The sequence below is a fragment of the Streptomyces sp. NPDC059900 genome (assembly GCF_050270335.1).
In the GTDB taxonomy this organism is placed as follows: domain Bacteria; phylum Actinomycetota; class Actinomycetes; order Streptomycetales; family Streptomycetaceae; genus Streptomyces.
The window spans coordinates 26,741-52,384 of sequence record NZ_JBNNJZ010000013.1; the positions used below are offsets into that span (position 1 = coordinate 26,741).

General features: G+C 65.9%; 38 protein-coding genes and 1 pseudogene. 38 read left to right on the plus strand and 1 reads right to left on the minus strand.

The genetic code is table 11. The features are described 5' to 3' along the window. Positions 1-394 precede the first annotated feature (394 nt). The 35 genes from rpsL (at position 395) to truA (ending at position 22,664) form a co-directional block, all read left to right on the plus strand. Positions 395-766 (plus strand): 30S ribosomal protein S12, encoded by a 372-nt coding sequence (gene rpsL / locus ACQKIP_RS04185; RefSeq protein WP_003948652.1) that lies wholly within the window; start codon positions 395-397, stop codon positions 764-766. Positions 767-768: 2 nt separating this feature from the next. Then, positions 769-1,239: a 30S ribosomal protein S7 gene (gene rpsG / locus ACQKIP_RS04190; protein WP_003974303.1), complete on the plus strand. Its 471-nt coding sequence runs from the start codon at positions 769-771 to the stop codon at positions 1,237-1,239. A 39-nt stretch (positions 1,240-1,278) separates the two neighbouring features. After that, positions 1,279-3,405 carry an elongation factor G gene (gene fusA / locus ACQKIP_RS04195; RefSeq protein WP_365862739.1) on the plus strand — a complete coding sequence of 709 codons (2,127 nt, stop codon included), beginning with the start codon at positions 1,279-1,281 and terminating at the stop codon, positions 3,403-3,405. A gap of 152 nt (positions 3,406-3,557) precedes the next feature. Continuing rightward, positions 3,558-4,751: an elongation factor Tu gene (gene tuf, locus ACQKIP_RS04200; protein ID WP_190084416.1), complete on the plus strand. Its 1,194-nt coding sequence runs from the start codon at positions 3,558-3,560 to the stop codon at positions 4,749-4,751. A 503-nt stretch (positions 4,752-5,254) separates the two neighbouring features. Continuing rightward, complete coding sequence (rpsJ, locus tag ACQKIP_RS04205) at positions 5,255-5,563, plus strand: 30S ribosomal protein S10 (protein WP_003948644.1); 309 nt, start codon at positions 5,255-5,257, stop codon at positions 5,561-5,563. A gap of 13 nt (positions 5,564-5,576) precedes the next feature. Next, positions 5,577-6,221 (plus strand): 50S ribosomal protein L3, encoded by a 645-nt coding sequence (gene rplC, locus ACQKIP_RS04210; RefSeq protein ID WP_361182338.1) that lies wholly within the window; start codon positions 5,577-5,579, stop codon positions 6,219-6,221. A gap of 7 nt (positions 6,222-6,228) precedes the next feature. Continuing rightward, positions 6,229-6,882, plus strand: coding sequence for a 50S ribosomal protein L4 (gene rplD, locus ACQKIP_RS04215; RefSeq protein ID WP_365862737.1), 654 nt, complete (start codon positions 6,229-6,231; stop codon positions 6,880-6,882). Continuing rightward, positions 6,882-7,298, plus strand: coding sequence for a 50S ribosomal protein L23 (gene rplW, locus ACQKIP_RS04220; RefSeq protein ID WP_365862735.1), 417 nt, complete (start codon positions 6,882-6,884; stop codon positions 7,296-7,298). Before rplD ends, rplW begins: the two co-directional genes overlap by 1 nt. A gap of 39 nt (positions 7,299-7,337) precedes the next feature. Next, positions 7,338-8,174, plus strand: a complete 837-nt coding sequence (rplB, locus tag ACQKIP_RS04225) for a 50S ribosomal protein L2 (protein ID WP_160506661.1) — start codon at positions 7,338-7,340, stop codon at positions 8,172-8,174. 12 nt (positions 8,175-8,186) lie between these two features. Continuing rightward, a complete protein-coding gene (gene rpsS / locus ACQKIP_RS04230; protein ID WP_190084420.1) occupies positions 8,187-8,468 on the plus strand; it encodes a 30S ribosomal protein S19 in 282 nt (93 codons plus the stop codon). Positions 8,469-8,509: 41 nt separating this feature from the next. Beyond that, positions 8,510-8,857, plus strand: coding sequence for a 50S ribosomal protein L22 (gene rplV / locus ACQKIP_RS04235; protein WP_016645177.1), 348 nt, complete (start codon positions 8,510-8,512; stop codon positions 8,855-8,857). Further along, entirely contained in the window at positions 8,857-9,699 is an 843-nt protein-coding gene (rpsC, locus tag ACQKIP_RS04240) for a 30S ribosomal protein S3 (RefSeq protein WP_160506663.1), read from the plus strand. Before rplV ends, rpsC begins: the two co-directional genes overlap by 1 nt. Before the next feature lie 5 nt (positions 9,700-9,704). Beyond that, entirely contained in the window at positions 9,705-10,124 is a 420-nt protein-coding gene (gene rplP / locus ACQKIP_RS04245) for a 50S ribosomal protein L16 (RefSeq protein ID WP_135332557.1), read from the plus strand. Continuing rightward, on the plus strand, positions 10,124-10,348 hold the full coding sequence (gene rpmC, locus ACQKIP_RS04250; protein ID WP_003998824.1) for a 50S ribosomal protein L29: 225 nt from the start codon (positions 10,124-10,126) through the stop codon (positions 10,346-10,348). The genes rplP and rpmC overlap by 1 nt, the downstream gene beginning before the upstream one ends. Next, a complete protein-coding gene (rpsQ, locus tag ACQKIP_RS04255; RefSeq protein ID WP_055564830.1) occupies positions 10,348-10,632 on the plus strand; it encodes a 30S ribosomal protein S17 in 285 nt (94 codons plus the stop codon). Before rpmC ends, rpsQ begins: the two co-directional genes overlap by 1 nt. Before the next feature lie 97 nt (positions 10,633-10,729). Continuing rightward, on the plus strand, positions 10,730-11,098 hold the full coding sequence (gene rplN, locus ACQKIP_RS04260) for a 50S ribosomal protein L14 (protein WP_073768975.1): 369 nt from the start codon (positions 10,730-10,732) through the stop codon (positions 11,096-11,098). A gap of 2 nt (positions 11,099-11,100) precedes the next feature. After that, a complete protein-coding gene (rplX, locus tag ACQKIP_RS04265) occupies positions 11,101-11,424 on the plus strand; it encodes a 50S ribosomal protein L24 (protein WP_160506664.1) in 324 nt (107 codons plus the stop codon). After that, the gene (gene rplE / locus ACQKIP_RS04270; protein ID WP_361182332.1) at positions 11,424-11,981 is read left to right on the plus strand and encodes a 50S ribosomal protein L5; all 558 of its coding nucleotides are present in this window, start codon (positions 11,424-11,426) and stop codon (positions 11,979-11,981) included. The genes rplX and rplE overlap by 1 nt, the downstream gene beginning before the upstream one ends. A 5-nt stretch (positions 11,982-11,986) precedes the next feature. Then, on the plus strand, positions 11,987-12,172 hold the full coding sequence (locus ACQKIP_RS04275) for a type Z 30S ribosomal protein S14 (protein WP_003948630.1): 186 nt from the start codon (positions 11,987-11,989) through the stop codon (positions 12,170-12,172). Positions 12,173-12,395: 223 nt separating this feature from the next. Beyond that, positions 12,396-12,794 (plus strand): 30S ribosomal protein S8, encoded by a 399-nt coding sequence (gene rpsH / locus ACQKIP_RS04280; protein WP_361716660.1) that lies wholly within the window; start codon positions 12,396-12,398, stop codon positions 12,792-12,794. A 21-nt stretch (positions 12,795-12,815) separates the two neighbouring features. Continuing rightward, positions 12,816-13,355, plus strand: a complete 540-nt coding sequence (gene rplF / locus ACQKIP_RS04285) for a 50S ribosomal protein L6 (RefSeq protein ID WP_249588331.1) — start codon at positions 12,816-12,818, stop codon at positions 13,353-13,355. 3 nt (positions 13,356-13,358) lie between these two features. Then, positions 13,359-13,742 (plus strand): 50S ribosomal protein L18, encoded by a 384-nt coding sequence (gene rplR, locus ACQKIP_RS04290; RefSeq protein WP_365862731.1) that lies wholly within the window; start codon positions 13,359-13,361, stop codon positions 13,740-13,742. A 46-nt stretch (positions 13,743-13,788) separates the two neighbouring features. Beyond that, on the plus strand, positions 13,789-14,391 hold the full coding sequence (rpsE, locus tag ACQKIP_RS04295; RefSeq protein WP_006126891.1) for a 30S ribosomal protein S5: 603 nt from the start codon (positions 13,789-13,791) through the stop codon (positions 14,389-14,391). Beyond that, positions 14,391-14,573 carry a 50S ribosomal protein L30 gene (gene rpmD / locus ACQKIP_RS04300; RefSeq protein WP_190084424.1) on the plus strand — a complete coding sequence of 61 codons (183 nt, stop codon included), beginning with the start codon at positions 14,391-14,393 and terminating at the stop codon, positions 14,571-14,573. The genes rpsE and rpmD overlap by 1 nt, the downstream gene beginning before the upstream one ends. A 1-nt stretch (position 14,574) precedes the next feature. After that, positions 14,575-15,030, plus strand: a complete 456-nt coding sequence (gene rplO / locus ACQKIP_RS04305; protein WP_055564835.1) for a 50S ribosomal protein L15 — start codon at positions 14,575-14,577, stop codon at positions 15,028-15,030. A 224-nt stretch (positions 15,031-15,254) separates the two neighbouring features. Beyond that, a complete protein-coding gene (secY, locus tag ACQKIP_RS04310) occupies positions 15,255-16,568 on the plus strand; it encodes a preprotein translocase subunit SecY (protein ID WP_365862728.1) in 1,314 nt (437 codons plus the stop codon). Further along, positions 16,568-17,221 (plus strand): adenylate kinase, encoded by a 654-nt coding sequence (locus ACQKIP_RS04315; RefSeq protein WP_365862726.1) that lies wholly within the window; start codon positions 16,568-16,570, stop codon positions 17,219-17,221. Before secY ends, ACQKIP_RS04315 begins: the two co-directional genes overlap by 1 nt. 128 nt (positions 17,222-17,349) lie before the next feature. Beyond that, positions 17,350-18,186 (plus strand): type I methionyl aminopeptidase, encoded by an 837-nt coding sequence (gene map / locus ACQKIP_RS04320; RefSeq protein WP_365862724.1) that lies wholly within the window; start codon positions 17,350-17,352, stop codon positions 18,184-18,186. A gap of 322 nt (positions 18,187-18,508) precedes the next feature. Beyond that, entirely contained in the window at positions 18,509-18,730 is a 222-nt protein-coding gene (gene infA, locus ACQKIP_RS04325) for a translation initiation factor IF-1 (protein ID WP_003948620.1), read from the plus strand. Positions 18,731-18,788: 58 nt separating this feature from the next. Then, positions 18,789-18,902 carry a 50S ribosomal protein L36 gene (gene rpmJ / locus ACQKIP_RS04330; RefSeq protein WP_003974245.1) on the plus strand — a complete coding sequence of 38 codons (114 nt, stop codon included), beginning with the start codon at positions 18,789-18,791 and terminating at the stop codon, positions 18,900-18,902. Positions 18,903-19,090: 188 nt separating this feature from the next. Beyond that, positions 19,091-19,471: a 30S ribosomal protein S13 gene (gene rpsM, locus ACQKIP_RS04335; RefSeq protein WP_190084427.1), complete on the plus strand. Its 381-nt coding sequence runs from the start codon at positions 19,091-19,093 to the stop codon at positions 19,469-19,471. Between the two features lie 62 nt (positions 19,472-19,533). Then, positions 19,534-19,938, plus strand: coding sequence for a 30S ribosomal protein S11 (gene rpsK / locus ACQKIP_RS04340; protein WP_003948617.1), 405 nt, complete (start codon positions 19,534-19,536; stop codon positions 19,936-19,938). A gap of 120 nt (positions 19,939-20,058) precedes the next feature. Further along, positions 20,059-21,081 (plus strand): DNA-directed RNA polymerase subunit alpha, encoded by a 1,023-nt coding sequence (locus tag ACQKIP_RS04345; RefSeq protein WP_016645160.1) that lies wholly within the window; start codon positions 20,059-20,061, stop codon positions 21,079-21,081. Between the two features lie 149 nt (positions 21,082-21,230). After that, positions 21,231-21,728, plus strand: coding sequence for a 50S ribosomal protein L17 (gene rplQ, locus ACQKIP_RS04350; RefSeq protein WP_361182324.1), 498 nt, complete (start codon positions 21,231-21,233; stop codon positions 21,726-21,728). Positions 21,729-21,809: 81 nt separating this feature from the next. Further along, on the plus strand, positions 21,810-22,664 hold the full coding sequence (gene truA, locus ACQKIP_RS04355; protein ID WP_365862721.1) for a tRNA pseudouridine(38-40) synthase TruA: 855 nt from the start codon (positions 21,810-21,812) through the stop codon (positions 22,662-22,664). Between the two features lie 30 nt (positions 22,665-22,694). On the opposite strand, the gene ACQKIP_RS04360 is transcribed toward truA, so the two are convergent. Further along, positions 22,695-23,543, minus strand: a complete 849-nt coding sequence (locus ACQKIP_RS04360; protein ID WP_365862719.1) for a hypothetical protein — start codon at positions 23,541-23,543, stop codon at positions 22,695-22,697. A 74-nt stretch (positions 23,544-23,617) separates the two neighbouring features. Between ACQKIP_RS04360 and ACQKIP_RS04365 the strand changes: the two genes are divergently transcribed. From ACQKIP_RS04365 to ACQKIP_RS04375, 3 genes and pseudogenes are all read left to right on the plus strand, one after another. Then, a complete protein-coding gene (locus ACQKIP_RS04365) occupies positions 23,618-24,826 on the plus strand; it encodes a glycosyltransferase family 87 protein (protein ID WP_365862717.1) in 1,209 nt (402 codons plus the stop codon). 211 nt (positions 24,827-25,037) lie between these two features. Next, positions 25,038-25,481, plus strand: coding sequence for a 50S ribosomal protein L13 (rplM, locus tag ACQKIP_RS04370; protein WP_361182318.1), 444 nt, complete (start codon positions 25,038-25,040; stop codon positions 25,479-25,481). A gap of 42 nt (positions 25,482-25,523) precedes the next feature. Continuing rightward, positions 25,524-25,644: pseudogene (locus ACQKIP_RS04375) on the plus strand (30S ribosomal protein S9); the annotation flags it as partial.

Below are 25,644 nucleotides of genomic sequence, written 5' to 3' on the forward strand. Positions count from 1 at the left end.
GAGATGGGTGCGCGACGGGCCTGAGCGGGCGCTCCCGGGGGTGAAAATCGCTGGTCCGGGGCTTGTGGTCCCAGGTCGCTTAGTGGCCGTCAGGGTCGCTGTCAAGCCTTTCCGGGAGGCGTCCACGATGCGTTCAGATGCCCGGCGTGTCGGGGTGGCCTGCATTTGTTTTGACCGAACCCGATGAGGTAGGTACGCTCAGACCTTGTGCCTGGGGTGTGCCTGGGCTCGTGCGCGTGTCTTCAGCCGCTGCGCGAGTCCGAGAACGGCCACCGTAATCTGCGCTCCTTTCCGTCTTGCGGCGGGAGTCTGCAGCATTCGACACACCCGACCGCGTGGGTCGGCGACGTTTCAGGTTAGCTTTACTATTCGGCACACAGAAACCGGAGAAGTAGTGCCTACGATCCAGCAGCTGGTCCGGAAGGGCCGGCAGGACAAGGTCGAGAAGAACAAGACGCCCGCGCTCGAGGGATCGCCCCAGCGCCGCGGCGTCTGCACGCGTGTGTTCACGACCACCCCGAAGAAGCCGAACTCGGCACTCCGTAAGGTCGCGCGTGTGCGTCTGACCTCCGGGATCGAGGTCACGGCCTACATTCCGGGTGAGGGACACAACCTGCAGGAGCACTCCATCGTGCTCGTGCGTGGTGGCCGTGTGAAGGACCTGCCGGGTGTTCGTTACAAGATCATCCGCGGCTCCCTTGACACCCAGGGCGTCAAGAACCGCAAGCAGGCCCGCAGCCGCTACGGCGCCAAGAAGGAGAAGTAAGAATGCCTCGTAAGGGCCCCGCCCCGAAGCGCCCGGTCATCATCGACCCGGTCTACGGTTCTCCTCTGGTGACCTCCCTCATCAACAAGGTGCTGCTGAACGGCAAGCGCTCCACCGCCGAGCGCATCGTGTACGGCGCCATGGAGGGCCTGCGCGAGAAGACCGGCAACGACCCGGTCATCACGCTCAAGCGCGCGCTGGAAAACATCAAGCCGACCCTCGAGGTCAAGTCCCGCCGTGTCGGTGGCGCGACCTACCAGGTCCCGATCGAGGTCAAGCCGGGCCGTGCGAACACGCTCGCCCTGCGCTGGCTGGTCGGTTACTCCCGCGCCCGTCGCGAGAAGACCATGACCGAGCGTCTGCTCAACGAGCTCCTCGACGCCTCCAACGGCCTTGGTGCCGCTGTGAAGAAGCGCGAGGACACCCACAAGATGGCCGAGTCCAACAAGGCCTTCGCGCACTACCGCTGGTAGTCGCTACCCCCATCGAGACCGAGAGAAGACTGAGCCGATATGGCTACCACTTCACTTGACCTGGCCAAGGTGCGCAACATCGGCATCATGGCCCACATCGACGCGGGCAAGACGACGACCACCGAGCGGATCCTGTTCTACACGGGTGTGTCGTACAAGATCGGTGAGGTCCACGACGGCGCCGCGACCATGGACTGGATGGAGCAGGAGCAGGAGCGTGGCATCACGATCACCTCTGCTGCCACCACCTGTCACTGGCCGATGAACGACGTCGACCACACCATCAACATCATCGACACCCCGGGTCACGTCGACTTCACCGTCGAGGTAGAGCGTTCGCTCCGTGTACTCGACGGTGCCGTGACGGTGTTCGACGGCGTCGCCGGTGTTGAGCCCCAGTCCGAGACCGTGTGGCGTCAGGCGGACCGCTACGGCGTCCCCCGCATCTGCTTCGTCAACAAGCTCGACCGTACGGGTGCCGAGTTCCACCGCTGCGTCGACATGATCGTCGAGCGCCTCGGTGCGACCCCGATCGTCATGCAGCTGCCCATCGGCGCAGAGGCTGACTTCAAGGGCGTCGTCGACCTCGTCACCATGAAGGCGTTCGTCTGGTCCGCAGAGACCAAGATGGGCGAGGCCTACGACATCGTCGACATCCCCGACACGCACACCGAGGCTGCCGAGGAGTACCGCGGCAAGCTCCTCGAGGCCGTCGCGGAGAACGACGAGCAGATGATGGAGCTGTACCTCGAGGGCCAGGAGCCCAGCGAGGAGCAGCTGTACGAGGCCATCCGCCGCATCACCATCGCCTCCGGCAAGGGCGGGGACACCACGGTGACCCCCGTCTTCTGCGGCACCGCGTTCAAGAACAAGGGCGTCCAGCCCCTGCTCGACGCCGTCGTGCGCTACCTGCCCTCTCCCCTGGACGTCGAGGCCATCGAAGGCCACGACGTCAAGGACCCGGAGACGGTCGTCAAGCGCAAGCCGTCCGACGACGAGCCGCTGTCGGCCCTCGCGTTCAAGATCGCGAGCGACCCGCACCTCGGCAAGCTCACCTTCGTCCGGATCTACTCCGGTCGCCTTGACTCCGGCACCGCGGTGCTGAACTCCGTCAAGGGCAAGAAGGAGCGCATCGGCAAGATCTACCGCATGCACGCGAACAAGCGTGAGGAGATCGAGTCGGTGGGCGCCGGTGACATCGTCGCCGTCATGGGTCTGAAGCAGACCACCACGGGCGAGACGCTCTGTGACGACAAGCAGCCGGTGATCCTGGAGTCCATGGACTTCCCGGCGCCGGTCATCCAGGTCGCCATCGAGCCGAAGTCCAAGGGTGACCAGGAGAAGCTGGGTGTCGCCATCCAGCGCCTCTCGGAGGAGGACCCCTCCTTCCAGGTGCACTCGGACGAGGAGACCGGCCAGACCATCATCGGTGGTATGGGCGAGCTTCACCTCGAGGTGCTCGTCGACCGCATGAAGCGCGAGTTCCGCGTCGAGGCGAACGTCGGCAAGCCCCAGGTCGCGTACCGCGAGACGATCCGTCGGGCCGTCGAGCGCGTGGACTACACCCACAAGAAGCAGACCGGTGGTACCGGTCAGTTCGCCAAGGTGCAGATCGCGATCGAGCCCATCGAGGGCGGCGAGGCGTCGTACGAGTTCGTGAACAAGGTCACCGGTGGCCGTATCCCGCGGGAGTACATCCCCTCGGTGGACGCCGGTGCGCAGGAGGCCATGCAGTTCGGCATCCTGGCCGGCTACGAGATGACTGGTGTTCGCATCACGCTTCTCGACGGCGCCTACCACGAGGTCGACTCCTCCGAGCTGGCGTTCAAGATCGCCGGTTCGCAGGCCTTCAAGGAGGCCGCGCGCCAGGCAAAGCCCGTGCTGCTCGAGCCGATGATGGCCGTCGAGGTCACCACGCCCGAGGACTACATGGGCGATGTCATCGGTGACATCAACTCCCGTCGTGGCCAGATCCAGGCCATGGAGGAGCGCAGCGGCGCTCGCGTCGTGAAGGGCCTCGTGCCCCTCTCGGAGATGTTCGGCTACGTCGGAGACCTCCGCAGCAAGACGTCGGGTCGCGCAAGCTACTCAATGCAGTTCGACTCCTACGCCGAGGTTCCGCGGAACGTCGCCGAGGAGATCATCGCGAAGGCCAAGGGCGAGTAACTCACCCGAGTTGACGCTTTAGGCTTGACTCCGGAGTCTCCGGGGCATTCCGACCCTCTTCGGGCCGGGTGCCCCGGGCCCCGGGTATCCCAGCAAAGATCACCTGGCGCCGATGAAGCAAGGCGTACAGAACCACTCCGCAGGAGGATTCAGTGGCGAAGGCAAAGTTCGAGCGGACTAAGCCGCACGTCAACATCGGCACCATCGGTCACATTGACCACGGTAAGACGACCCTCACGGCCGCCATTACCAAGGTGCTGCACGACGCGTACCCGGACCTGAACGAGGCCTCGGCCTTCGACATGATCGACAAGGCGCCGGAAGAGCGCCAGCGCGGTATCACCATCTCCATCGCGCACGTCGAGTACCAGACCGAGACGCGTCACTACGCCCACGTCGACTGCCCCGGTCACGCGGACTACATCAAGAACATGATCACGGGTGCCGCGCAGATGGACGGCGCGATCCTCGTGGTTGCCGCCACCGACGGCCCGATGCCGCAGACCAAGGAGCACGTGCTCCTGGCCCGCCAGGTCGGCGTTCCGTACATCGTCGTCGCCCTGAACAAGGCCGACATGGTGGACGACGAGGAGATCCTGGAGCTCGTCGAGCTCGAGGTCCGTGAGCTCCTCTCCGAGTACGAGTTCCCGGGCGACGACCTGCCGGTCGTCAAGGTCTCGGCGCTCAAGGCGCTCGAGGGCGACAAGGAGTGGGGTGAGTCCGTCCTCAACCTGATGAAGGCTGTCGACGAGTCCATCCCGGAGCCCGAGCGTGACGTCGACAAGCCGTTCCTGATGCCGATCGAGGACGTCTTCACGATCACCGGTCGTGGCACCGTCGTCACCGGTCGTATCGAGCGTGGTGTCCTCAAGGTCAACGAGACCGTCGACATCATCGGCATCAAGACCGAGAAGACCACCACCACGGTCACCGGCATCGAGATGTTCCGCAAGCTGCTCGACGAGGGCCAGGCCGGTGAGAACGTCGGTCTGCTCCTCCGTGGCATCAAGCGCGAGGACGTCGAGCGCGGCCAGGTCATCATCAAGCCCGGTTCGGTCACGCCGCACACCGAGTTCGAGGCCCAGGCCTACATCCTGTCGAAGGACGAGGGTGGCCGTCACACCCCGTTCTTCAACAACTACCGCCCGCAGTTCTACTTCCGCACCACCGACGTGACCGGCGTCGTGACCCTCCCCGAGGGCACCGAGATGGTCATGCCGGGCGACAACACTGAGATGACCGTTGAGCTCATCCAGCCCGTCGCGATGGAAGAGGGCCTGAAGTTCGCCATCCGTGAGGGTGGCCGGACCGTCGGCGCCGGCCAGGTCACCAAGATCAACAAGTAAGCTCCGCTTGCTTGGAGATCGGGGTAACCCGGTCGCTCTGAACTGAGCGCAGCGAAGAGCCCCGCACGCCTTCTGGGTGTGCGGGGCTCTTTGCGTACGTGAAGGACCGCCGTGGCAGCTTGACAGTTCGGCCCGATTGGCCTTCGGCATCCCACCTGTGGCACACTGTTCAGGTTGCTCGGTTGAGTGCCGATGCTGCGCGCCTCCCGCCGGGAGGACCGGAAGCGAGTCCCACAGTACTCGTCGCCCCATCTGCCGTAAGGCAGCGCTGGAGCGGACGTACGGGAATCTTCTGGGAAGTGCAGTGCGGATGCCCAGCCAGGCGCCCGGTGGGTTTCTTCCCCCGGACTCGCGGTCATCTGGGCCGCAGCCCCTAGCAGGGAATCCTTCGGGAAATCTCCGTGAGCGGGACTGCGACACGCCCGACCGCGTGGGTCGGAGGAAGTAGAAAAAAGGGCCTCCCGGGAGCCAGAGCGTTCGAGACAAAGGACTACCAAGTAGCCATGGCGGGACAGAAGATCCGCATCCGGCTCAAGGCCTACGACCACGAGGTCATCGACTCCTCGGCGAAGAAGATCGTCGAGACGGTGACTCGCACTGGTGCGTCGGTCGCGGGCCCGGTGCCGCTGCCCACTGAGAAGAACGTGTACTGCGTCATCAAGTCGCCGCACAAGTACAAGGACTCGCGCGAGCACTTCGAGATGCGCACGCACAAGCGCCTGATCGACATCCTCGACCCGACGCCCAAGACCGTTGACTCGTTGATGCGCCTGGACCTTCCGGCCGGCGTCGACATCGAGATCAAGCTCTGAGAGGCGCGGACAGATGACTAAGCAGATCAAGGGCGTCCTGGGCGAGAAGCTCGGCATGACCCAGGTCTGGGACGAGAACAACCGTGTCGTCCCGGTCACCGTCGTCAAGGCCGGGCCCTGCGTCGTTACCCAGGTCCGTACGAATGACTCCGACGGCTACGAGTCGGTCCAGATCGCCTTCGGCGAGATCGACCCTCGCAAGGTGAACAAGCCCCTCAAGGGTCACTTCGCCAAGGCCGACGTGACTCCCCGCCGCCACCTGGTGGAGATCCGCACCCCTGACGCCAGCGAGTACACGCTGGGCCAGGAGGTGACTGCCGAGGTGTTCGAGTCCGGCGTCAAGGTTGACGTCACGGGCAAGAGCAAGGGCAAGGGCTTCGCCGGTGTCATGAAGCGTCACAACTTCAAGGGACTCGGCGCCGGTCACGGCACCCAGCGCAAGCACCGCTCTCCCGGTTCCATCGGTGGCTGCGCCACCCCGGGCCGTGTGTTCAAGGGCCTCCGCATGGCGGGCCGTATGGGCAACGAGCGGGTCACCACCCAGAACCTGACCGTTCACGCCGTTGACGCGGAGAAGGGCCTGCTCCTCATCAAGGGCGCAGTTCCCGGTCCGAACGGCGGCCTCGTCCTGGTCCGTACCGCGGCCAAGGGGGCTTGAGGAACCGATGAGCACCATTGACATCCTTTCGCCGGCAGGCGACAAGGCCGGGACCGTCGAGCTCCCCTCGGAGATCTTCGACGTCGAGAAGATCAGCATCCCGCTGATCCACCAGGTCGTTGTCGCACAGCTGGCCGCTGCCCGTCAGGGCACGCACAAGACCAAGCGCCGCGGTGAAGTCCGCGGTGGTGGTAAGAAGCCGTACCGCCAGAAGGGCACCGGCCGCGCGCGCCAGGGTTCGACCCGTGCGCCGCAGTTCGCAGGCGGTGGCGTCGTCCACGGCCCGCAGCCGCGTGACTACTCGCAGCGGACCCCGAAGAAGATGAAGGCCGCGGCCCTGCGCCACGCCCTCACCGACCGGGCCCGCAACGCTCGTATCCACGTTGTCACCAACGTGGTCGAGGGCGACATCTCCACGAAGGCCGCGAAGACGCTGCTCGGCAAGGTCAGCGAGCGCAAGAACGTGCTCCTGGTCATCGACCGCGCGGACGAGACTTCGCTGCTCTCCGCCCGCAACCTGCCCCAGGTGCACATCCTGGAGCCGGGCCAGCTGAACACGTACGACGTGCTCGTCTCGGACGACGTGGTCTTCACCAAGGCCGCCTTCGAGTCCTTCGTGTCTGGCCCCCAGGCCGTTGAGACCGAAGGGAGCGAAGCCTGATGGCTACGCGTCACCCGAGCATCGCCCCCAAGGCGGCCAAGGCCGCCAAGGCAGCGCGCATCGCCAAGGCGAAGCGCCACGCCACCGAGGGCAAGAACACCGTCGAGACGCCGCTGAGCAAGAGCTTCACGGACCCCCGTGACGTCCTCGTCAAGCCGGTCGTCTCCGAGAAGAGCTACGCGCTCCTCGACGAGGGCAAGTACACCTTCATCGTTGCGCCCGGCGCCAACAAGACCCAGATCAAGCAGGCCGTCGAGGCGGTCTTCTCGGTCAAGGTCACTGGGGTCAACACGATCAACCGCCAGGGCAAGCGCAAGCGCACCCGCACGGGCTTCGGTAAGCGCGCTGACACCAAGCGCGCGATCGTGACCCTCGCTGAGGGCGACCGTATCGACATCTTCGGCCAGGCCTCCTAACGGAGCGCCCTGGTCCGAATATCGGACGAGGACTGAGAAATGGGAATCCGCAAGTACAAGCCGACTACGCCGGGCCGTCGTGGCTCCAGCGTCGCCGACTTCGTCGAGGTAACGCGGTCCACGCCGGAGAAGTCGCTGGTCCGCCCGCTGCACAGCAAGGGCGGCCGTAACAACGCCGGTCGTGTGACCGTTCGCCACCAGGGTGGCGGACACAAGCGCGCCTACCGAGTGATCGACTTCCGTCGTCACGACAAGGACGGCGTGCCGGCGAAGGTCGCGCACATCGAGTACGACCCGAACCGCACCGCGCGCATCGCGCTCCTGCACTACGCGGACGGCGAGAAGCGCTACATCCTGGCCCCCCGCAACCTGTCGCAGGGTGACCGGGTCGAGAACGGACCGGGCGCGGACATCAAGCCGGGCAACAACCTGGCCCTCCGCAACATCCCGGTCGGTACGACCATCCACGCCATCGAGCTGCGGCCCGGCGGCGGCGCGAAGTTCGCCCGCTCCGCGGGTGCCTCCGTGCAGCTGCTGGCGAAGGAGGGCTCCATGGCCCACCTTCGTATGCCGTCCGGTGAAATTCGTCTGGTCGACGTCCGCTGCCGCGCCACCATCGGTGAGGTCGGCAACGCCGAGCAGTCGAACATCAACTGGGGCAAGGCCGGCCGCAAGCGCTGGCTGGGCGTTCGCCCGACCGTTCGCGGTGTGGCGATGAACCCGGTCGACCACCCGCACGGTGGTGGTGAAGGCAAGACTTCCGGTGGTCGCCACCCGGTCTCGCCGTGGGGTCAGAAGGAGGGTCGTACTCGTTCGCCGAAGAAGGCGAGCAACAAGTACATCGTCCGCCGCCGCAAGACGAACAAGAAGCGCTAGGAGCGGGTTTAGATGCCGCGCAGTCTCAAGAAGGGACCCTTCGTTGACGGCCACCTCGTAAAGAAGGTGGACGCTCAGAACGAAGCAGGTTCCAAGAACGTCATCAAGACCTGGTCCCGTCGCTCGATGATCGTCCCGGCCATGCTGGGCCACACGATCGCGGTGCACAACGGCAAGACCCACATCCCGGTGTTCGTCACCGAGGCGATGGTCGGCCACAAGCTCGGCGAGTTCTCGCCGACTCGCACCTTCCGCGGCCACGTCAAGGACGACCGGAAGTCGAAGCGCCGCTAGCGCGGGGTGGAACGACTATGACTTACACCGAAGGGACAACCATGGAAGCCAGGGCCCAGGCGCGGTACATCCGCGTCACGCCCATGAAGGCCCGCCGAGTGGTGGACCTCATCCGTGGCATGGATGCCACGGAGGCTCAGGCGGTCCTGCGTTTCGCCCCGCAGGCCGCGAGCGTGCCGGTTGGCAAGGTGCTGGACAGCGCCATTGCCAATGCCGCGCACAACTACGACCACAGTGACGCCTCTTCGCTGGTCATCAGCGAGGCGTACGTGGATGAGGGCCCGACCCTGAAGCGGTTCCGTCCGCGTGCTCAGGGCCGTGCCTACCGGATCCGTAAGCGGACCAGCCACATCACCGTGGTCGTCAGCAGCAAGGAAGGAACCCGGTAATGGGCCAGAAGGTAAACCCGCACGGGTTCCGGCTCGGCATTACCACCGACTTCAAGTCGCGTTGGTACGCCGACAAGCTGTACAAGGACTACGTCAAGGAAGACGTCGCCATCCGTCGGATGATGACGTCCGGCATGGAGCGCGCCGGCATCTCGAAGGTTGAGATCGAGCGCACCCGTGACCGCGTGCGGGTGGACATCCACACCGCGCGTCCCGGCATCGTCATCGGCCGCCGTGGCGCCGAGGCCGACCGCATCCGCGGTGACCTCGAGAAGCTCACGGGCAAGCAGGTTCAGCTGAACATCCTCGAGGTCAAGAACCCCGAGGTCGACGCTCAGCTGGTCGCGCAGGCCGTTGCGGAGCAGCTGTCCTCCCGCGTCTCCTTCCGTCGCGCCATGCGCAAGAGCATGCAGTCGACGATGAAGGCCGGCGCCAAGGGCATCAAGATCCAGTGTGGTGGCCGTCTCGGCGGCGCCGAGATGTCCCGCTCGGAGTTCTACCGCGAGGGCCGCGTGCCCCTGCACACCCTCCGTGCGAACGTCGACTACGGCTTCTTCGAGGCCAAGACGACCTTCGGCCGTATCGGCGTGAAGGTCTGGATCTACAAGGGCGACGTCAAGAACATCGCCGAGGTCCGCGCCGAGAACGCCGCGGCCCGTGCGGGTAACCGCCCGGCCCGTGGTGGCGGCAACGACCGCCCGGCCCGTGGTGGCCGTGGTGGCGAGCGTGGCGGCCGCGGCCGCAAGCCGCAGCAGCAGTCCGCGCCGGCTGCCGAGGCCCCCAAGGCCGACGCTCCCGCCGCAGCTGCCGCTCCGGCTGAGAGCACCGGAACGGAGGCCTGACCGACATGCTGATCCCTCGTAGGGTCAAGCACCGCAAGCAGCACCACCCCAAGCGCAGCGGTATGAGCAAGGGTGGTACGCAGGTTGCGTTCGGCGAGTACGGGATTCAGGCCCTCACTCCGGCGTACGTGACCAACCGCCAGATCGAGGCGGCTCGTATCGCGATGACCCGCCACATCAAGCGTGGCGGCAAGGTCTGGATCAACATCTACCCGGACCGTCCGCTGACGAAGAAGCCCGCCGAGACCCGCATGGGTTCCGGTAAGGGTTCCCCCGAGTGGTGGGTCGCGAACGTCAAGCCCGGACGGGTGATGTTCGAGCTGTCCTACCCGAATGAGAAGACTGCGCGTGAGGCGCTTACCCGCGCTGCTCACAAGCTTCCGATGAAGTGCCGGATTGTTCGGCGCGAGGCAGGTGAGTCGTGATGTCGGCCGGTACCAAGGCGTCCGAGCTGCGCGAACTGGGCGACGAGGAGCTTCTCGCGAAGCTTCGCGAAGCCAAGGAAGAGCTGTTCAACCTCCGCTTCCAGGCGGCGACCGGTCAGCTCGAGAACCACGGGCGGCTCAAGGCCGTCCGCAAGGACATCGCGCGGATCTACACCCTGATGCGTGAGCGCGAGCTGGGCATCGAGACGGTGGAGAGCGCCTGATGAGCGAGAGCAACGTGACTGAGACCAAGACCGACCGCGGTTTCCGCAAGACCCGTGAGGGCCTGGTCGTCAGCGACAAGATGGACAAGACCGTCGTCGTCGCTGTCGAGGACCGCGTGAAGCACGCGCTGTACGGCAAGGTCATCCGCCGTACGAACAAGCTCAAGGCGCACGACGAGCAGAACGCTGCCGGCGTCGGCGACCGTGTCCTCCTCATGGAGACGCGTCCGCTGTCGGCGACCAAGCGTTGGCGCATCGTCGAGATCCTCGAGAAGGCCAAGTAAACCTCTGAGGGGTTTTCCCCAGAGTTCGTTCCGCCAGGCTCCCGGGGCAGTTCGCTGAATTGCCCCGGGGGAACCGGCAGACAAACAGGAGATAGACGTGATCCAGCAGGAGTCGCGACTTCGGATCGCCGACAACACGGGTGCGAAGGAAATTCTCACCATTCGTGTTCTCGGTGGCTCGGGTCGCCGCTACGCGGGCATCGGTGACGTCATCGTCGCCACCGTCAAGGACGCGATCCCCGGTGGCAACGTGAAGAAGGGTGACGTCGTCAAGGCCGTCATCGTTCGCACCGTCAAGGAGCGCCGCCGTCCCGACGGCTCGTACATCCGCTTCGACGAGAACGCCGCCGTCATTCTGAAGAACGACGGCGACCCTCGCGGCACCCGTATCTTCGGCCCGGTCGGCCGTGAGCTGCGCGAGAAGAAGTTCATGAAGATCATCTCGCTCGCGCCGGAGGTGCTGTAAGCATGAAGATCAAGAAGGGCGACCTGGTTCAGGTCATCACCGGTAAGGACAAGGGCAAGCAGGGCAAGGTCATTGCCGCTTACCCGCGCGACGAGCGCGTCCTGGTCGAGGGTGTCAACCGGGTCAAGAAGCACACGAAGGCCGGCCCGACCGCCAGCGGTTCGCAGGCCGGCGGCATCGTGACCACCGAAGCCCCTGTCCACGTCTCCAACGTCCAGCTGGTCGTGGAGAAGGACGGCAACAAGGTCGTCACGCGTGTCGGTTTCCGCTTCGACGATGACGGCAACAAGATCCGCGTTGCCAAGCGGACGGGTGAGGACATCTGATGACGACCACCACCACTCCGCGTCTGAAGACGAAGTACCGCGAGGAGATCGCGGGCAAGCTGCAGGAAGAGTTCTCGTACGAGAACGTCATGCAGACCCCCGGCCTCATCAAGATCGTGGTCAACATGGGTGTCGGCGACGCCGCCCGTGACTCCAAGCTCATGGACGGTGCCGTCCGTGACCTGACCACCATCACGGGTCAGAAGCCGGCCATCACCAAGGCCCGGAAGTCCATCGCGCAGTTCAAGCTGCGCGAGGGTCAGCCGATCGGCTGCCACGTCACGCTTCGTGGCGACCGCATGTGGGAGTTCCTGGACCGCACCCTGTCGCTCGCGCTGCCGCGCATCCGCGACTTCCGTGGTCTGTCCCCCAAGCAGTTCGACGGCCGTGGCAACTACACCTTCGGTCTCACGGAGCAGGTCATGTTCCACGAGATCGACCAGGACAAGATCGACCGCGTCCGGGGTATGGACATCACCGTGGTCACCACGGCGACCAACGACGCTGAGGGCCGTGCCCTTCTCCGTCACCTCGGCTTCCCGTTCAAGGAGGCGTAAGCGAGATGGCGAAGAAGGCTCTTATTGCCAAGGCTGCTCGTAAGCCCAAGTTCGGTGTGCGCGGCTACACCCGCTGCCAGCGCTGTGGCCGTCCGCACTCCGTGTACCGCAAGTTCGGCCTGTGCCGCGTCTGCCTTCGTGAGATGGCTCACCGTGGCGAGCTGCCGGGCGTGACCAAGAGCTCCTGGTAATTCCCCCTGTCCTCAGGGACTTGGGAATTACCGGAGGCTCTCGGTAAGTATCTGGTCGGTAGGTGGCCCACCTCTCCATGCCTTAGGCTAGGAGGGTTGGGCGCCTGCCGCCCTGACCGACTTACTACGCCGTAGGTCCCCGCGCCGCACCCGTCCTGCCTCTGAGTGGGGAGAGGGATGGCGCAGATAGGAAACCACGGCGAGAGAGGCCGAAGGCCAATTCATGACCATGACTGATCCGATCGCGGACATGCTGACTCGTCTGCGTAACGCGAACTCGGCGTACCACGACACCGTGGCGATGCCGCACAGCAAGATCAAGTCTCACATCGCGGAGATCCTCCAGCAGGAGGGCTTCATCACGGGCTGGAAGGTCGAGGACGCCGAGGTCGGCAAGAACCTCGTTCTCGAGCTGAAGTTCGGCCCGAACCGTGAGCGCTCCATTGCGGGCATCAAGCGGATCTCCAAGCCCGGTCTCCGGGTTTACGCGAAGTCCACCAACCTGCCGAAGGTGCTCGGCGGCCTGGGCGTGGCGGTTATCTCCACGTCGCACGGTCTGCTCACCGGCCAGCAGGCAGGCAAGAAGGGCGTAGGTGGGGAAGTCCTCGCCTACGTCTGGTAGTCGGGAACGGAGGAATAGCTAATGTCGCGTATTGGCAAGCTCCCCATCACGGTTCCCGCCGGCGTGGACGTCACCATCGACGGCCGGACGGTTTCGGTTAAGGGTCCCAAGGGCTCCCTTTCCCACACCGTCGTCGCGCCGATCGACATCGCTAAGGGTGAGGACGGCGTCCTGAGCGTCACCCGCCCCAACGACGAGCGTCAGAACAAGGCCCTGCACGGCCTGTCCCGCACGCTGGTGGCGAACATGATCACCGGCGTGACCACGGGTTACGTGAAGAAGCTCGAGATCAGCGGTGTCGGTTACCGCGTGCTCGCGAAGGGCTCCAACCTGGAGTTCTCGCTGGGTTACAGCCACCCGATCCTGGTCGAGGCCCCCGAGGGCATCACCTTCAAGGTGGAGTCCGCGACCAAGCTTTCGGTCGAGGGCATCGACAAGCAGAAGGTCGGCGAGGTTGCGGCCAACATCCGCAAGCTGCGCAAGCCCGACCCGTACAAGGCCAAGGGCGTCAAGTACGAGGGCGAAGTCATCCGGCGCAAGGTCGGAAAGGCAGGTAAGTAAGCCATGGCATACGGTGTGAAGATCGCCAAGGGTGACGCTTACAAGCGTGCCGCCAAGGCCCGCCGCCACATCCGCATCCGCAAGAACGTGTCGGGTACGGCGGAGCGTCCGCGCCTCGTCGTGACTCGCTCGAACCGCAACATCGTTGCTCAGGTCATCGACGACCTCAAGGGTCACACCCTTGCGTCGGCGTCGACCCTGGACACCACGATCCGCGGTGGCGAGGCCGACAAGTCCGCGCAGGCCAAGCAGGTCGGCGCGCTCGTTGCCGAGCGTGCCAAGGCCGCGGGTGTCGAGGCCGTCGTGTTCGACCGCGGTGGCAACAAGTACGCCGGGCGCATTGCCGCTCTGGCGGACGCCGCCCGCGAAGCCGGGCTGAAGTTCTAAGCCCCGGTTCCGGAGCTAGCGGACGTAACAGAGAGAGGTAATTCCAATGGCTGGACCCCAGCGCCGCGGAAGCGGTGCCGGTGGCGGCGAGCGGCGGGACCGGAAGGGTCGCGACGGTGGCGCTGCCGCCGAGAAGACCGCATACGTTGAGCGCGTTGTCGCGATCAACCGTGTCGCCAAGGTTGTCAAGGGTGGTCGCCGCTTCAGCTTCACCGCGCTGGTCGTGGTGGGCGACGGTGACGGCACCGTAGGTGTCGGATACGGCAAGGCCAAGGAAGTTCCCGCGGCCATCGCCAAGGGCGTTGAAGAGGCCAAGAAGAACTTCTTCAAGGTTCCGCGTATCCAGGGCACCATCCCGCACCCGATCACGGGCGAGAAGGCCGCAGGCGTCGTCCTGCTCAAGCCTGCTTCCCCCGGTACCGGTGTTATCGCCGGTGGCCCGGTGCGTGCCGTGCTCGAGTGCGCGGGCGTGCACGACATCCTGTCGAAGTCGCTCGGTTCGTCGAACGCGATCAACATCGTGCACGCGACCGTGGAGGCCCTGAAGGGCCTGCAGCGTCCCGAGGAGATCGCGGCTCGCCGTGGTCTGCCCCTCGAGGACGTCGCCCCCGCGGCTCTTCTCCGTGCGCGTGCCGGGGCTGGTGCGTAATGGCGCAGCTCAAGGTCACGCAGGTGAAGTCGTACATCGGCAGCAAGCAGAACCACCGCGACACGCTGCGTTCGCTTGGCCTCAAGCGGGTCAACGACGTGGTCGTCAAGGAAGACCGCCCCGAGTTCCGCGGAATGGTGCACACCGTCCGCCACCTCGTGACGGTTGAGGAGGTCGACTGACATGGCGGAGCAGAACCCGCTGAAGGTCCACAACCTCCGGCCCGCCCCGGGCGCCAAGACCGCCAAGACCCGTGTGGGTCGTGGTGAGGCGTCCAAGGGTAAGACCGCTGGTCGTGGTACCAAGGGCACCAAGGCCCGTTACCAGGTTCCGGAGCGCTTCGAGGGTGGCCAGATGCCCCTCCACATGCGTCTCCCGAAGCTCAAGGGCTTCAAGAACCCGTTCAAGACCGAGTTCCAGGTCGTGAACCTCGACAAGCTGAGCGCGCTGTACCCCGAGGGTGGCGAGGTCACCGTCGAGGGTCTCGTCGCCAAGGGTGCCGTTCGCAAGAACAGCCTCGTCAAGGTCCTCGGCCAGGGTGAGGTCACCGTGGCGCTGCAGGTGACGGTCGACGCCGTCTCCGGCTCCGCCAAGGAGAAGATCACCGCCGCCGGCGGTACCGTCACCGAGCTCGTCTGAATTCTTCAGGCACCTCGATGACTTGAGCGATTCCCAGCCGGGGATGCCCCACATATGGGGCATCCCCGGTTGGTCGTTCCAAGGGGGGCACGGTCGCCGGTAAGGTGGCGTGCACTGTCTAAGCTCCGTGCGGTCTTGCCGTGCGGTTTTTCTGACTGATACGTATTCGTCGATCCTCAGACCACTACCTCTGACGCACGCGCGCGGGGGTCGCAGGAGGCACCGTGCTCACCGCGTTCGCCCGGGCGTTCAAGACGCCCGACCTGCGCAAGAAGCTGCTCTTCACTCTCGGCATCATCGTGATCTACCGGCTCGGAACGCACATTCCGATCCCCGGCGTCAGCTATAAGAACGTCCAGGTCTGCATGGACCAGGCCAACTCCAACCAGGGGTTGTTCGGTCTGGTCAACATGATGAGTGGCGGGGCGCTGCTGCAGATCACGATCTTCGCGCTCGGCATCATGCCGTACATCACGGCGAGCATCATCCTGCAGCTGCTGACCGTGGTGATCCCGCGGCTCGAGGCCCTGAAGAAGGAGGGCCAGGCCGGCACGGCGAAGATCACGCAGTACACGCGTTATCTGACCGTCGCGCTCGCGATCCTCCAGGGGACCGGCCTCGTGGCCACGGCTCGTACGGGCTCGCTGTTCTCCGGCTGCCCCGTCGCCACCGAGATCGTTCCGGACCAGTCCATCTTCGTCACCGTCACCATGGTCATCACGATGACCGCGGGCACGGCCTGCGTCATGTGGCTCGGTGAGCTCATCACCGACCGCGGCATCGGCAACGGCATGTCGATCCTGATGTTCATCTCGATCGCGGCCACCTTCCCCGGCGCCCTGTGGGCCATCAAGGAGCAGGGCTCGCTCGCCGGTGGCTGGATCGAGTTCGGCACGGTCATCGCGGTCGGTCTCGTCATGGTCGCTCTGGTCGTCTTCGTGGAGCAGGCTCAGCGCCGCATTCCCGTCCAGTACGCGAAGCGCATGATCGGCCGCCGTTCCTATGGCGGTACTTCGACGTACATTCCGCTGAAGGTCAATCAGGCGGGCATCATCCCTGTGATCTTCGCCTCTTCGCTTCTCTACATTCCCGCTCTCGTCGCCCAGTTCGCGGGTGGCAATTCCGGGTGGAAGCAGTGGATCGAGGCGAACCTGACCAAGGGCGACCACCCGATCTACATCGCGACGTACTTCTTGTTGATCGTGTTCTTCGCCTTCTTCTACGTGGCTATCTCGTTCAACCCCGAGGAAGTCGCGGACAACATGAAGAAGTATGGTGGCTTCATCCCGGGCATCCGGGCTGGCCGTCCGACCGCTGAGTACCTGAGCTACGTACTCAACCGGATCACGTGGCCGGGCTCGCTGTATCTGGGTCTGATCGCTCTTGTACCGACGATGGCGTTGGTGGGCTTCGGCGCGAACCAGAACTTCCCGTTCGGCGGGACAAGCATCCTGATCATCGTGGGTGTGGGTCTGGAGACCGTGAAGCAGATCGAGAGCCAGCTCCAGCAGCGCAATTACGAAGGGTTCCTCCGCTGATGCGAATCGTCCTCGTCGGGCCGCCCGGTGCGGGCAAGGGAACGCAGGCCGCGTTCCTCGCCAAGAACCTGCAGATTCCGCACATCTCCACGGGCGACCTGTTCCGCGCCAACATCAGCCAGGGCACGGAGCTGGGCAAGCGGGCGAAGGCCTACATGGACGACGGCAACCTCGTCCCCGACGAGGTCACCATCGGCATGGCGAAGGACCGCATGGAGCAGCCGGACGCCGAGAACGGCTTCCTGCTCGACGGCTTCCCGCGGAACGTGTCGCAGGCCGAGGCCCTGGACGAGTCGCTCAAGGCGGACGGCCAGAAGCTCGACGCGGTGCTCGACCTCGAGGTCCCCGAGGACGAGGTGGTCAAGCGCATCGCCGGCCGCCGTATCTGCCGGAACGATTCCAGCCACGTCTTCCACGTGACGTACAGCAAGCCGAAGGCCGAGGGCGTCTGTGACGTCTGCGGCGGCGAGCTCTACCAGCGCGGTGACGACAAGGAAGAGACCGTGCGCAAGCGGCTCGACGTGTACCACCGCGAGACCGAGCCGATCATCGACCACTACAAGGCCCAGGGCCTCGTCGTGACGATCTCGGCGCTCGGCAAGGTGGACGAGGTCACCAAGCGCGCGATGGACGCGCTCAAGGGCGACAAGTAGCCCCTGCGCAGTCCAGTACGCTGCTACGGCCGCGGTGCCCCTCGGGGGACCGCGGCCGTAGTGTTGTGTACGTAGTCGGTTCGTGTACGTGGCCGGTTGTTGGACGGATGACGGAGAGCGGAAGCCCCATGGTGCAGATCAAGACCCCCGAGCAGATCGCGAAGATGCGTGAGGCGGGCCTTGTCGTCGCAGCCGTGCACGCCGCGACGCGTGAGGCTGCGGTGCCGGGCGCGACCACGAAGGACCTGGACGACGTCGCGCGCAAGGTGATCGCCGAGCACGGCGCGAAGTCCAACTTCCTGGGGTACGGCGGCTTCCCCGCGACGATCTGTACCTCGGTCAACGAGGTCGTCGTGCACGGCATCCCGGACGAGAAGACCGTCCTGAAGGACGGCGACATCATCTCCATCGACGCGGGCGCCATCATCGACGGCTGGCACGGCGACGCGGCCTACACCGCGTTCGTGGGCACCGGTCACGCTCCGGAGCTGATCGAGCTCTCCCGGGTGACCGAGGAGTCGATGTGGGCCGGCCTCGCCGCGATGAAGCAGGGCAATCGGCTCGTGGACATCTCCCGCGCCATCGAGTCGTACATCCGGCGGCAGCCGAAGCCCGGCGGCGGCAAGTACGGCATCGTCGAGGACTACGGCGGCCACGGCATCGGGACCGAGATGCACATGGACCCGCATCTCCTGAACTACGTCGAGCGCCGCCGCGGCAAGGGCCCCAAGCTGGTCCCCGGCTTCTGCCTGGCCATCGAGCCCATGGTCTCCCTCGGCACGCCCCGCACGGAGGTCCTGGAGGACGACTGGACGGTCATCACGACCGACGGCACCTGGTCCTCGCACTGGGAGCACTCCGTCGCGCTGACGGAGGAGGGCCCGATCGTGCTGACGGCTCCTGACGGAGGCAAGGCGAAGCTGGCGGAGTATGGGGTTACGGCGGCGCCGGACCCGCTGGGCTGACGCGCTCGCCGGGCCCAGCTCCGACGGACGGAGTCCGGCGCAGCCGCTCGAAGCTTGTGAGGCGCCCTGGCGCCGATCCCGCGAGAGGGGCGTTCAAGAGTGGTCCTGCGGCAAGGCGAAGCTGGCGGAGTACGGGGTCACCACTGCGCCGGACCCGCTGGCGAAGTGAACCCCTTGCTTAAGGATCTTCGTCGTGGGGCATTCTTCCTCGATTCGTCTTTCCGGGTGGCCTGACGTAGACTGACGCGTCGGCTCTCGTGCATCCGTGTGTCTGCATGCGGTGAGCGAAGTCGATCAAGGTAGTCGATTCGAAGGGCAAAGCGTGGCCAAGAAGCAAGGTGCCATCGAGATCGAGGGCACTGTCGTTGAGTCTCTTCCGAACGCCATGTTCAAGGTTGAGCTCCAGAACGGCCACCAGGTCCTGGCACACATCAGCGGCAAGATGCGTATGCACTACATCCGCATCCTCCCTGACGACCGGGTCGTGGTGGAGCTGTCTCCGTACGACCTGACGCGTGGCCGGATCGTCTACCGGTACAAGTAGATCTTGCCCGCACCCCATTCGCGTGGGGTGATGGCACTGACCCGGAGAACCTCACCCAATGAAGGTCAAGCCGAGCGTCAAGAAGATCTGCGACAAGTGCAGGGTGATCCGCCGTCACGGCCGGGTCATGGTTATCTGCGACAACCCGCGCCACAAGCAGCGCCAGGGCTGACGCACGACTGCAGTTCGCAGATTTTCGCGCGACGCACGTAAAGCACATGTGCAGGACCCGTCCCTCTTCAGATCCATCGGTAATGGAGGGCGACACCCCCGGTCGGAGGCCGGGGACCCGGGATGTACCTCGTACGGCACCCGGGACCGGTCCTGCTGAAGACCTCCGAAAATCAACAGGAGCCTTGAATGGCACGCCTTGAAGGTGTTGACCTCCCGCGCGATAAGCGTGTTGAGGTTGCCCTCACGTACGTGTTCGGCATTGGCCGCACGCTGTCCCAGCAGACGCTGGACGCCACCGGTGTGGACCGCAACACCCGTGTTCGTGATCTGTCCGAAGAGGACCTGATCAAGATCCGCGAGTACGTGGACGCCAACATCCAGACCGAGGGTGACCTCCGTCGCGAGATCCAGGCCGACATCCGCCGCAAGGTCGAGATCGGCTGCTACGCGGGTATCCGTCACCGTCGTGGTCTGCCCGTCCGCGGTCAGCGCACCAGCACCAACGCCCGCACCCGTAAGGGCCCGCGTCGCGCCATCGCCGGTAAGAAGAAGCCGGGCAAGAAGTAGTCCTCAGCGGTCGATCGACAGCTGTCGCTGCAGGACCGACCACCTCGCGTAGGAGTTAATAGATGCCCCCCAAGGGTCGTCAGGGCGCTGCCAAGAAGGTGCGCCGCAAGGAAAAGAAGAACGTCGCTCACGGGCACGCCCACATCAAGAGCACGTTCAACAACACGATCGTCTCGATCACGGACCCCACGGGCAACGTGATCAGCTGGGCCTCCGCCGGCCACGTCGGCTTCAAGGGCTCGCGCAAGTCGACTCCGTTCGCCGCGCAGATGGCCGCCGAGTCGGCCGCGCGTCGCGCCCAGGAGCACGGCATGCGCAAGGTCGACGTCTTCGTCAAGGGTCCCGGCTCCGGCCGTGAGACCGCGATCCGCTCCCTCCAGGCCACCGGCCTCGAGGTCGGCTCGATCCAGGACGTCACCCCCACGCCGCACAACGGCTGCCGTCCCCCCAAGCGTCGCCGCGTCTGACGCACGTCGCTTGACCCAGGGATTTTCGGGCGGTGCGGCTCTCCGGAGCCGTACCGCCCGTACCCTTGTAGTACTCAAGGGCATCAAATAGTGGGTGCCCATGACTGAAGGAAACACTTCATGCTGATCGCTCAGCGTCCCTCGTTGACCGAAGAGGTCGTCGACGAATTCCGCTCCCGGTTCGTGATCGAGCCGCTGGAGCCGGGCTTCGGTTACACCCTCGGCAACTCCCTGCGTCGGACCCTTCTCTCCTCGATCCCGGGTGCGGCCGTCACGTCCATCCGTATCGACGGTGTCCTGCACGAGTTCACCACCGTGCCGGGCGTCAAGGAAGACGTCACCGACCTCATCCTCAACATCAAGCAGCTCGTCGTGAGCAGTGAGCACGACGAGCCCGTCGTGATGTACCTGCGCAAGCAGGGCCCGGGTCTGGTCACCGCCGCCGACATCGCGCCCCCGGCCGGTGTCGAGGTGCACAACCCCGACCTGGTCCTCGCCACGCTCAACGGCAAGGGCAAGCTGGAGATGGAGCTGACCGTCGAGCGCGGTCGCGGCTACGTCTCCGCCGTTCAGAACAAGCAGGTCGGTCAGGAGATCGGGCGCATCCCGGTCGACTCGATCTACTCGCCGGTCCTGAAGGTCACGTACAAGGTCGAGGCCACGCGTGTCGAGCAGCGCACCGACTTCGACAAGCTGATCGTCGACGTCGAGACCAAGCAGGCCATGCGCCCGCGTGACGCCATGGCGTCCGCAGGCAAGACCCTGGTCGAGCTGTTCGGTCTGGCGCGCGAGCTCAACATCGACGCCGAGGGCATCGACATGGGCCCCTCGCCGACGGACGCGGCCCTGGCCGCCGATCTCGCCCTGCCGATCGAGGAGCTCGAGCTCACCGTTCGGTCGTACAACTGCCTCAAGCGCGAGGGCATCCACTCCGTGGGTGAGCTCGTGGCCCGCTCCGAGGCGGACCTGCTCGACATCCGCAACTTCGGTGCGAAGTCGATCGACGAGGTCAAGATGAAGCTCAACGGCATGGGTCTTGCGCTCAAGGACTCGCCTCCCGGCTTCGACCCGACCGCTGCCGCCGACGCCTTCGGCGCGGATGACGATGCCGACGCCGGCTTCGTCGAGACCGAGCAGTACTGATCGGTCTGATTTTGGCTGCGGGCCGGCTTCGGCTGGTCGCGCAGTTCCCCGCGCCCCTTACGGGGCGCGGGTCTCCGACGGGCGACCGCCTGCTCGGACACTGTCATCGGTACCTCATACGGCCGGTGCAGCGATGAAGGAGAAACACCATGCCGAAGCCCACCAAGGGTGCCCGTATGGGCGGCAGCGCCGCGCACGAGAAGCTTCTGCTGGCGAACCTCGCCAAGCAGCTCTTCGAGCACGGCCGCATCACCACCACCGAGGCGAAGGCCCGTCGTCTGCGTCCCTACGCGGAGCGTCTGGTCACCAAGGCGAAGAAGGGCGACCTTCACAACCGCCGCCAGGTGCTGTCCGTCATCACCGACAAGAGCATCGTGCACACGCTCTTCACGGAGATCGGCCCGCGCTACGAGAACCGCCCGGGTGGCTACACCCGTATCACCAAGATCGGTAACCGCCGTGGCGACAACGCGCCCATGGCTGTCATCGAGCTGGTGGAGGCCCTGACCGTGGCGCAGGCTGCCACCGGTGAGGCCGAGGCGGCCACGAAGCGTGCCGTCAAGGAAGACGCCCTCAAGAAGGACGACGCGCCCGTCGAGGACGCGAAGCCGGCTGAGGACGCTGCCGAGGAGTCCAAGGACGCCTGAGGCTCTGCCTTGCTGTGAGCGGGTCCGCCCTTCGGGGCGGGCCCGCTTTCGCATGGGCGGCCTCCTGAGAGGATCTGTTCTGTGAGCGATGAAGTAGAGCCCGGGTTCGTGCGGGTGCGGCTTGACCTTTCGTACGACGGCAAGGACTTCTCCGGCTGGGCCAAGCAGAAGCAGGGGCAGCGGACCGTCCAGGGGGAGATCGAGAGCGCGCTGCGGACCGTGACGCGGTCGCAGGAGACGTACGAGCTGACCGTCGCCGGACGGACCGACAGCGGGGTGCACGCGCGGGGGCAGGTCGCCCACGTCGATCTGCCCGAGGGCGTGTGGGCCGAGCACAGCGACAAGCTGCTGCGCAGGCTCGCGGGGCGGCTGCCGCACGATGTGCGGGTCTGGAAGGTGGCCGAGGCTCCCGCGGGGTTCAACGCGCGGTTCGCGGCCGTGTGGCGGCGCTACGCCTACCGCGTGACCGACCACCCCGGCGGCGTCGACCCGCTGCTGCGCAGTCATGTCCTTTGGCACGACTGGGAGTTGGATCTCGACGCCATGAACGCGGCTGCCGAGAAGCTGCTCGGTGAGCACGATTTCGCGGCCTACTGCAAGAAGCGCGAGGGCGCCACGACCATTCGTACGCTCCAGGAGTTGCACTGGGAGCGGCGGTCCGACGGGATTCTCGAAGCGACCGTGCGGGCCGACGCGTTCTGCCACAACATGGTGCGCTCGCTGGTCGGCGCCATGCTGTTCGTGGGCGACGGGCACCGGCCCGTGGAGTGGCCCGCGAAGGTCCTTGCCGCGGGAGTGCGGGACTCCGCCGTGCACGTCGTACGGCCGCACGGGCTCACGCTGGAGGAAGTCGGCTATCCCGCCGACGAGTTGCTGGCCGCGCGCAGCAAGGAAGCGCGCAACAAGCGGACGCTGCCCGGCGCCGGGTGCTGCTGAGCCCCGGCCGCCGGACTCCCGACTGCCGGACTACTCGGGGGCGTTGGCCGCGGCGGAAGCCTGGGCCTCGCCCCGCCGGTGGATCTGGCCGAAGGCGAAGCGGCCCAGGTCGTCGCCGACCGTGTAGACCTTGCGCTCCTTCTCCGTGACGTCCTTGTCGCTGGTGAAGCCGGAGGTCGTGAAGTAGGCGTAGCGGCCGTAGGCGTTGTACGTGCCGCGGCAGACCGCCGTGCGGCAGAAGCTGGGCACGCCCTTGCCGGGCAGTGAGATGACCAGGCCCTTCTTCGCCTGGTCGTTCACCTTCTTGGCCTGGGCCTCCGTGTCGAAGACGGCGACGCCGACCGTCACGGCGATGTTGTCCCGCACGTAACTGGCGCGGTAGAGCCGCGTGCAGTCGTTCTTCGTGAGGATCGTGCCGAGCGCGGGCTGGGTGACGCTCGCGCACTTCTTCGTGCTGTCCGTGTCGCCCTTCTTGTAGACGCGCTCGCCCGAGGTCAGCGTCTTGCCGGGGAAGAGCGTGTCGGCGCTGAGCGGCGCCTTGTCCTTCTTGGCGCTGGAGATGAACTCCTTGGGGTCCGGCGGGGGCGGCGGCGTCGTCTCCTCGAAGGAGGGGCCCGGCTTCTCGCTGGCGCCGGGGATGTCCGCGGTCGAGGGCAGCTCGCTCGCCGGTTTGTTCGAGGCGGAGGAGTTGTCGCTGTTCGCGGAGACGACGCCGACGGCGACCGCGGCCGCGACGACGACGGTGGCGAGCGCGCCGCCGCCGATCATCAGCCATTTGCGGCGCCGGGTGCGCGATTCGGACGCCTCGGCGAGCGCCGCCCAGTCAGGCGTACGCGAATCCCCTGGACCCCACTGAGGTCCCCCTTGCCCAAAGCTCATGCGCCGCATCTTAGACGGGGAGTCGGGGATGTTGAGCGGGGGCCAGGAGAGGGTCTCGACCTAGCCTGATTCGCATGAATACCGGCAAAGTAGCTGTTAACGGGTGGTGGCTGCGGCCGGCCACCTGGCATGCCTGGGCGGCGCTCGGTCTCGTGCTGCTCGCCACGGTCGTCCGGGTGGGGCTGCGGCACTCGGGCGGCGGGATGGACAACGCCATCGTGGTGCGGGCCGCCGAGGCCTGGCTGGAGGGCCGCTCGCCCTATGCCGACCGGCACTTCCTCTATCTGCCGGGGGCCGTGCTCGCCGCGGTGCCGCAGGCGCTGCTTCCGGAGTCCGTCGTGCGGTGGCTCATGCCGACCGGGGTCACGGCCTCGCTGGTCTTCGGGTGGGGGTGCGCCCTGCGGATCCACGCGGTTTCGTGGCGCAGCCGGTTCGCGGCGCTCGGGCTGCTCGCGCTCGCCCTGGGCTTCGCGCCGTTCGTGCACCTCGTCGAGCTCGGCAACTGGACGGTGGCGTCGGCGGCCGCGCTGCCGCTCGCGCTGCTCCTCGTGTGCCGGGGGAAGTGGGTGGCCGCCGGTCTGGTGATCGGAGCCGCCGTCGCCGTGAAACCGCTGCTCGCGCCGGTGGTGCTGCTCTTCGTCTTCGCGCGGCGGTGGCGGGCGCTCGGGAGTGCGGTGCTCGTGCCCGCGGCGGTATCGGCCGGGGTGGCGGTCGTCATGCCGGACCCGGCGGGGTTCTTCACGCGGACGCTGCCGTTCCTGCTGCGGGGCGACGACAGCTTCGTACGGCTCTATGAGGCCTCGCCCGCGGCTGTGCTGCCGCGGCTCGGGGTGCCGCAGGGGGCGGCGACGCTGCTGGCCCTCGTGGCCGCCGCCGCGGGCGTGTGGTGTGCCTGGCGGCGGTGGGGGAGCGGGGGTGCGCAGTCTGCGCGGGTCGTCGAGACGGCCGCGATGCTGATGCTGGCGGCCTTCCTGGTGTCCAGGCCTTCGTACGACCACTACCTCCTTGTCGTCGTGCCGCTGCTGCTCGCCGGGGCCGGAGAGCCCGGTGCGGTGACCCTGCGGCCGTGGTTCTGGCTTGCGCTCCTGCCGCAGGTCCCGGGGTTCGACTGGCCCTGGCTCGAGCCGGGCGCCACGCGGGCCTACCGGGACTGCGTCACGCTCTGTGTGCTGGCCTTCACGGTCGCCCGGAGCTGCGTCAGGACGGGCGGGACCACCCCGGAGAAAGCGGACACACCTGTGGTGGGGGAGGCGCCGGTGCCGGTCTCCCGGGCCGCGTTTTGACCCGTACGGTGCGGCGCGGGTAGTCTCGACGTTTGTTATGCGTATCGGCATCGTCGTTCTCACGCGAAGGGCCCATACGTAGGTTCCCTGGAGCAGTTACCAGTGGCTCGCATACGGGCAGCGTCCCCGGCATTGTGAGCCCCAGCTGCATGATCGCTTCCTGGGTGCCGTGTGTCTGGACCCCATCCACTGAAGAAGCGAAGGCTACGAAGTGCGTACGTACAGCCCCAAGCCCGGCGACGTGACCCGCCAGTGGCACGTCATCGACGCTCAGGACATCGTCCTGGGCCGTCTGGCGACCACTGCCGCCAACCTCCTGCGCGGCAAGCACAAGGCGATTTACGCGCCCCACATGGACATGGGCGACTTCGTCATCATCATCAACGCCGACAAGGTTCACCTGTCCGGCAACAAGAAGACTCAGAAGATGGCGTACCGCCACTCCGGTTACCCGGGTGGTCTGCGTTCCGTCCGTTACGACGAGCTTCTTGAGAAGAACCCCGAGAAGGCCGTCGAGAAGGCCATCAAGGGCATGATCCCCAAGAACACCCTGGGCCGTCAGATGCTCTCGAAGCTGAAGGTCTACGCGGGCGACCAGCACCCGCACGGCGCTCAGCAGCCGGTCCCGTTCGAGATCACCCAGGTCGCGCAGTAGTTCCGGCCACCCCCAAAGACGTAAAGAAATCTGAGGAGAATCGTGGCCGAGACCACCGTTGAGCAGCCGGTCGAAGAGACCGAGGTTGTTGACGTCGAGCAGTACACCACCGAGTCCGAGGCGCCCGTCGAGGGCGAGTACACCTCTGAGTCGAACGCCGCGC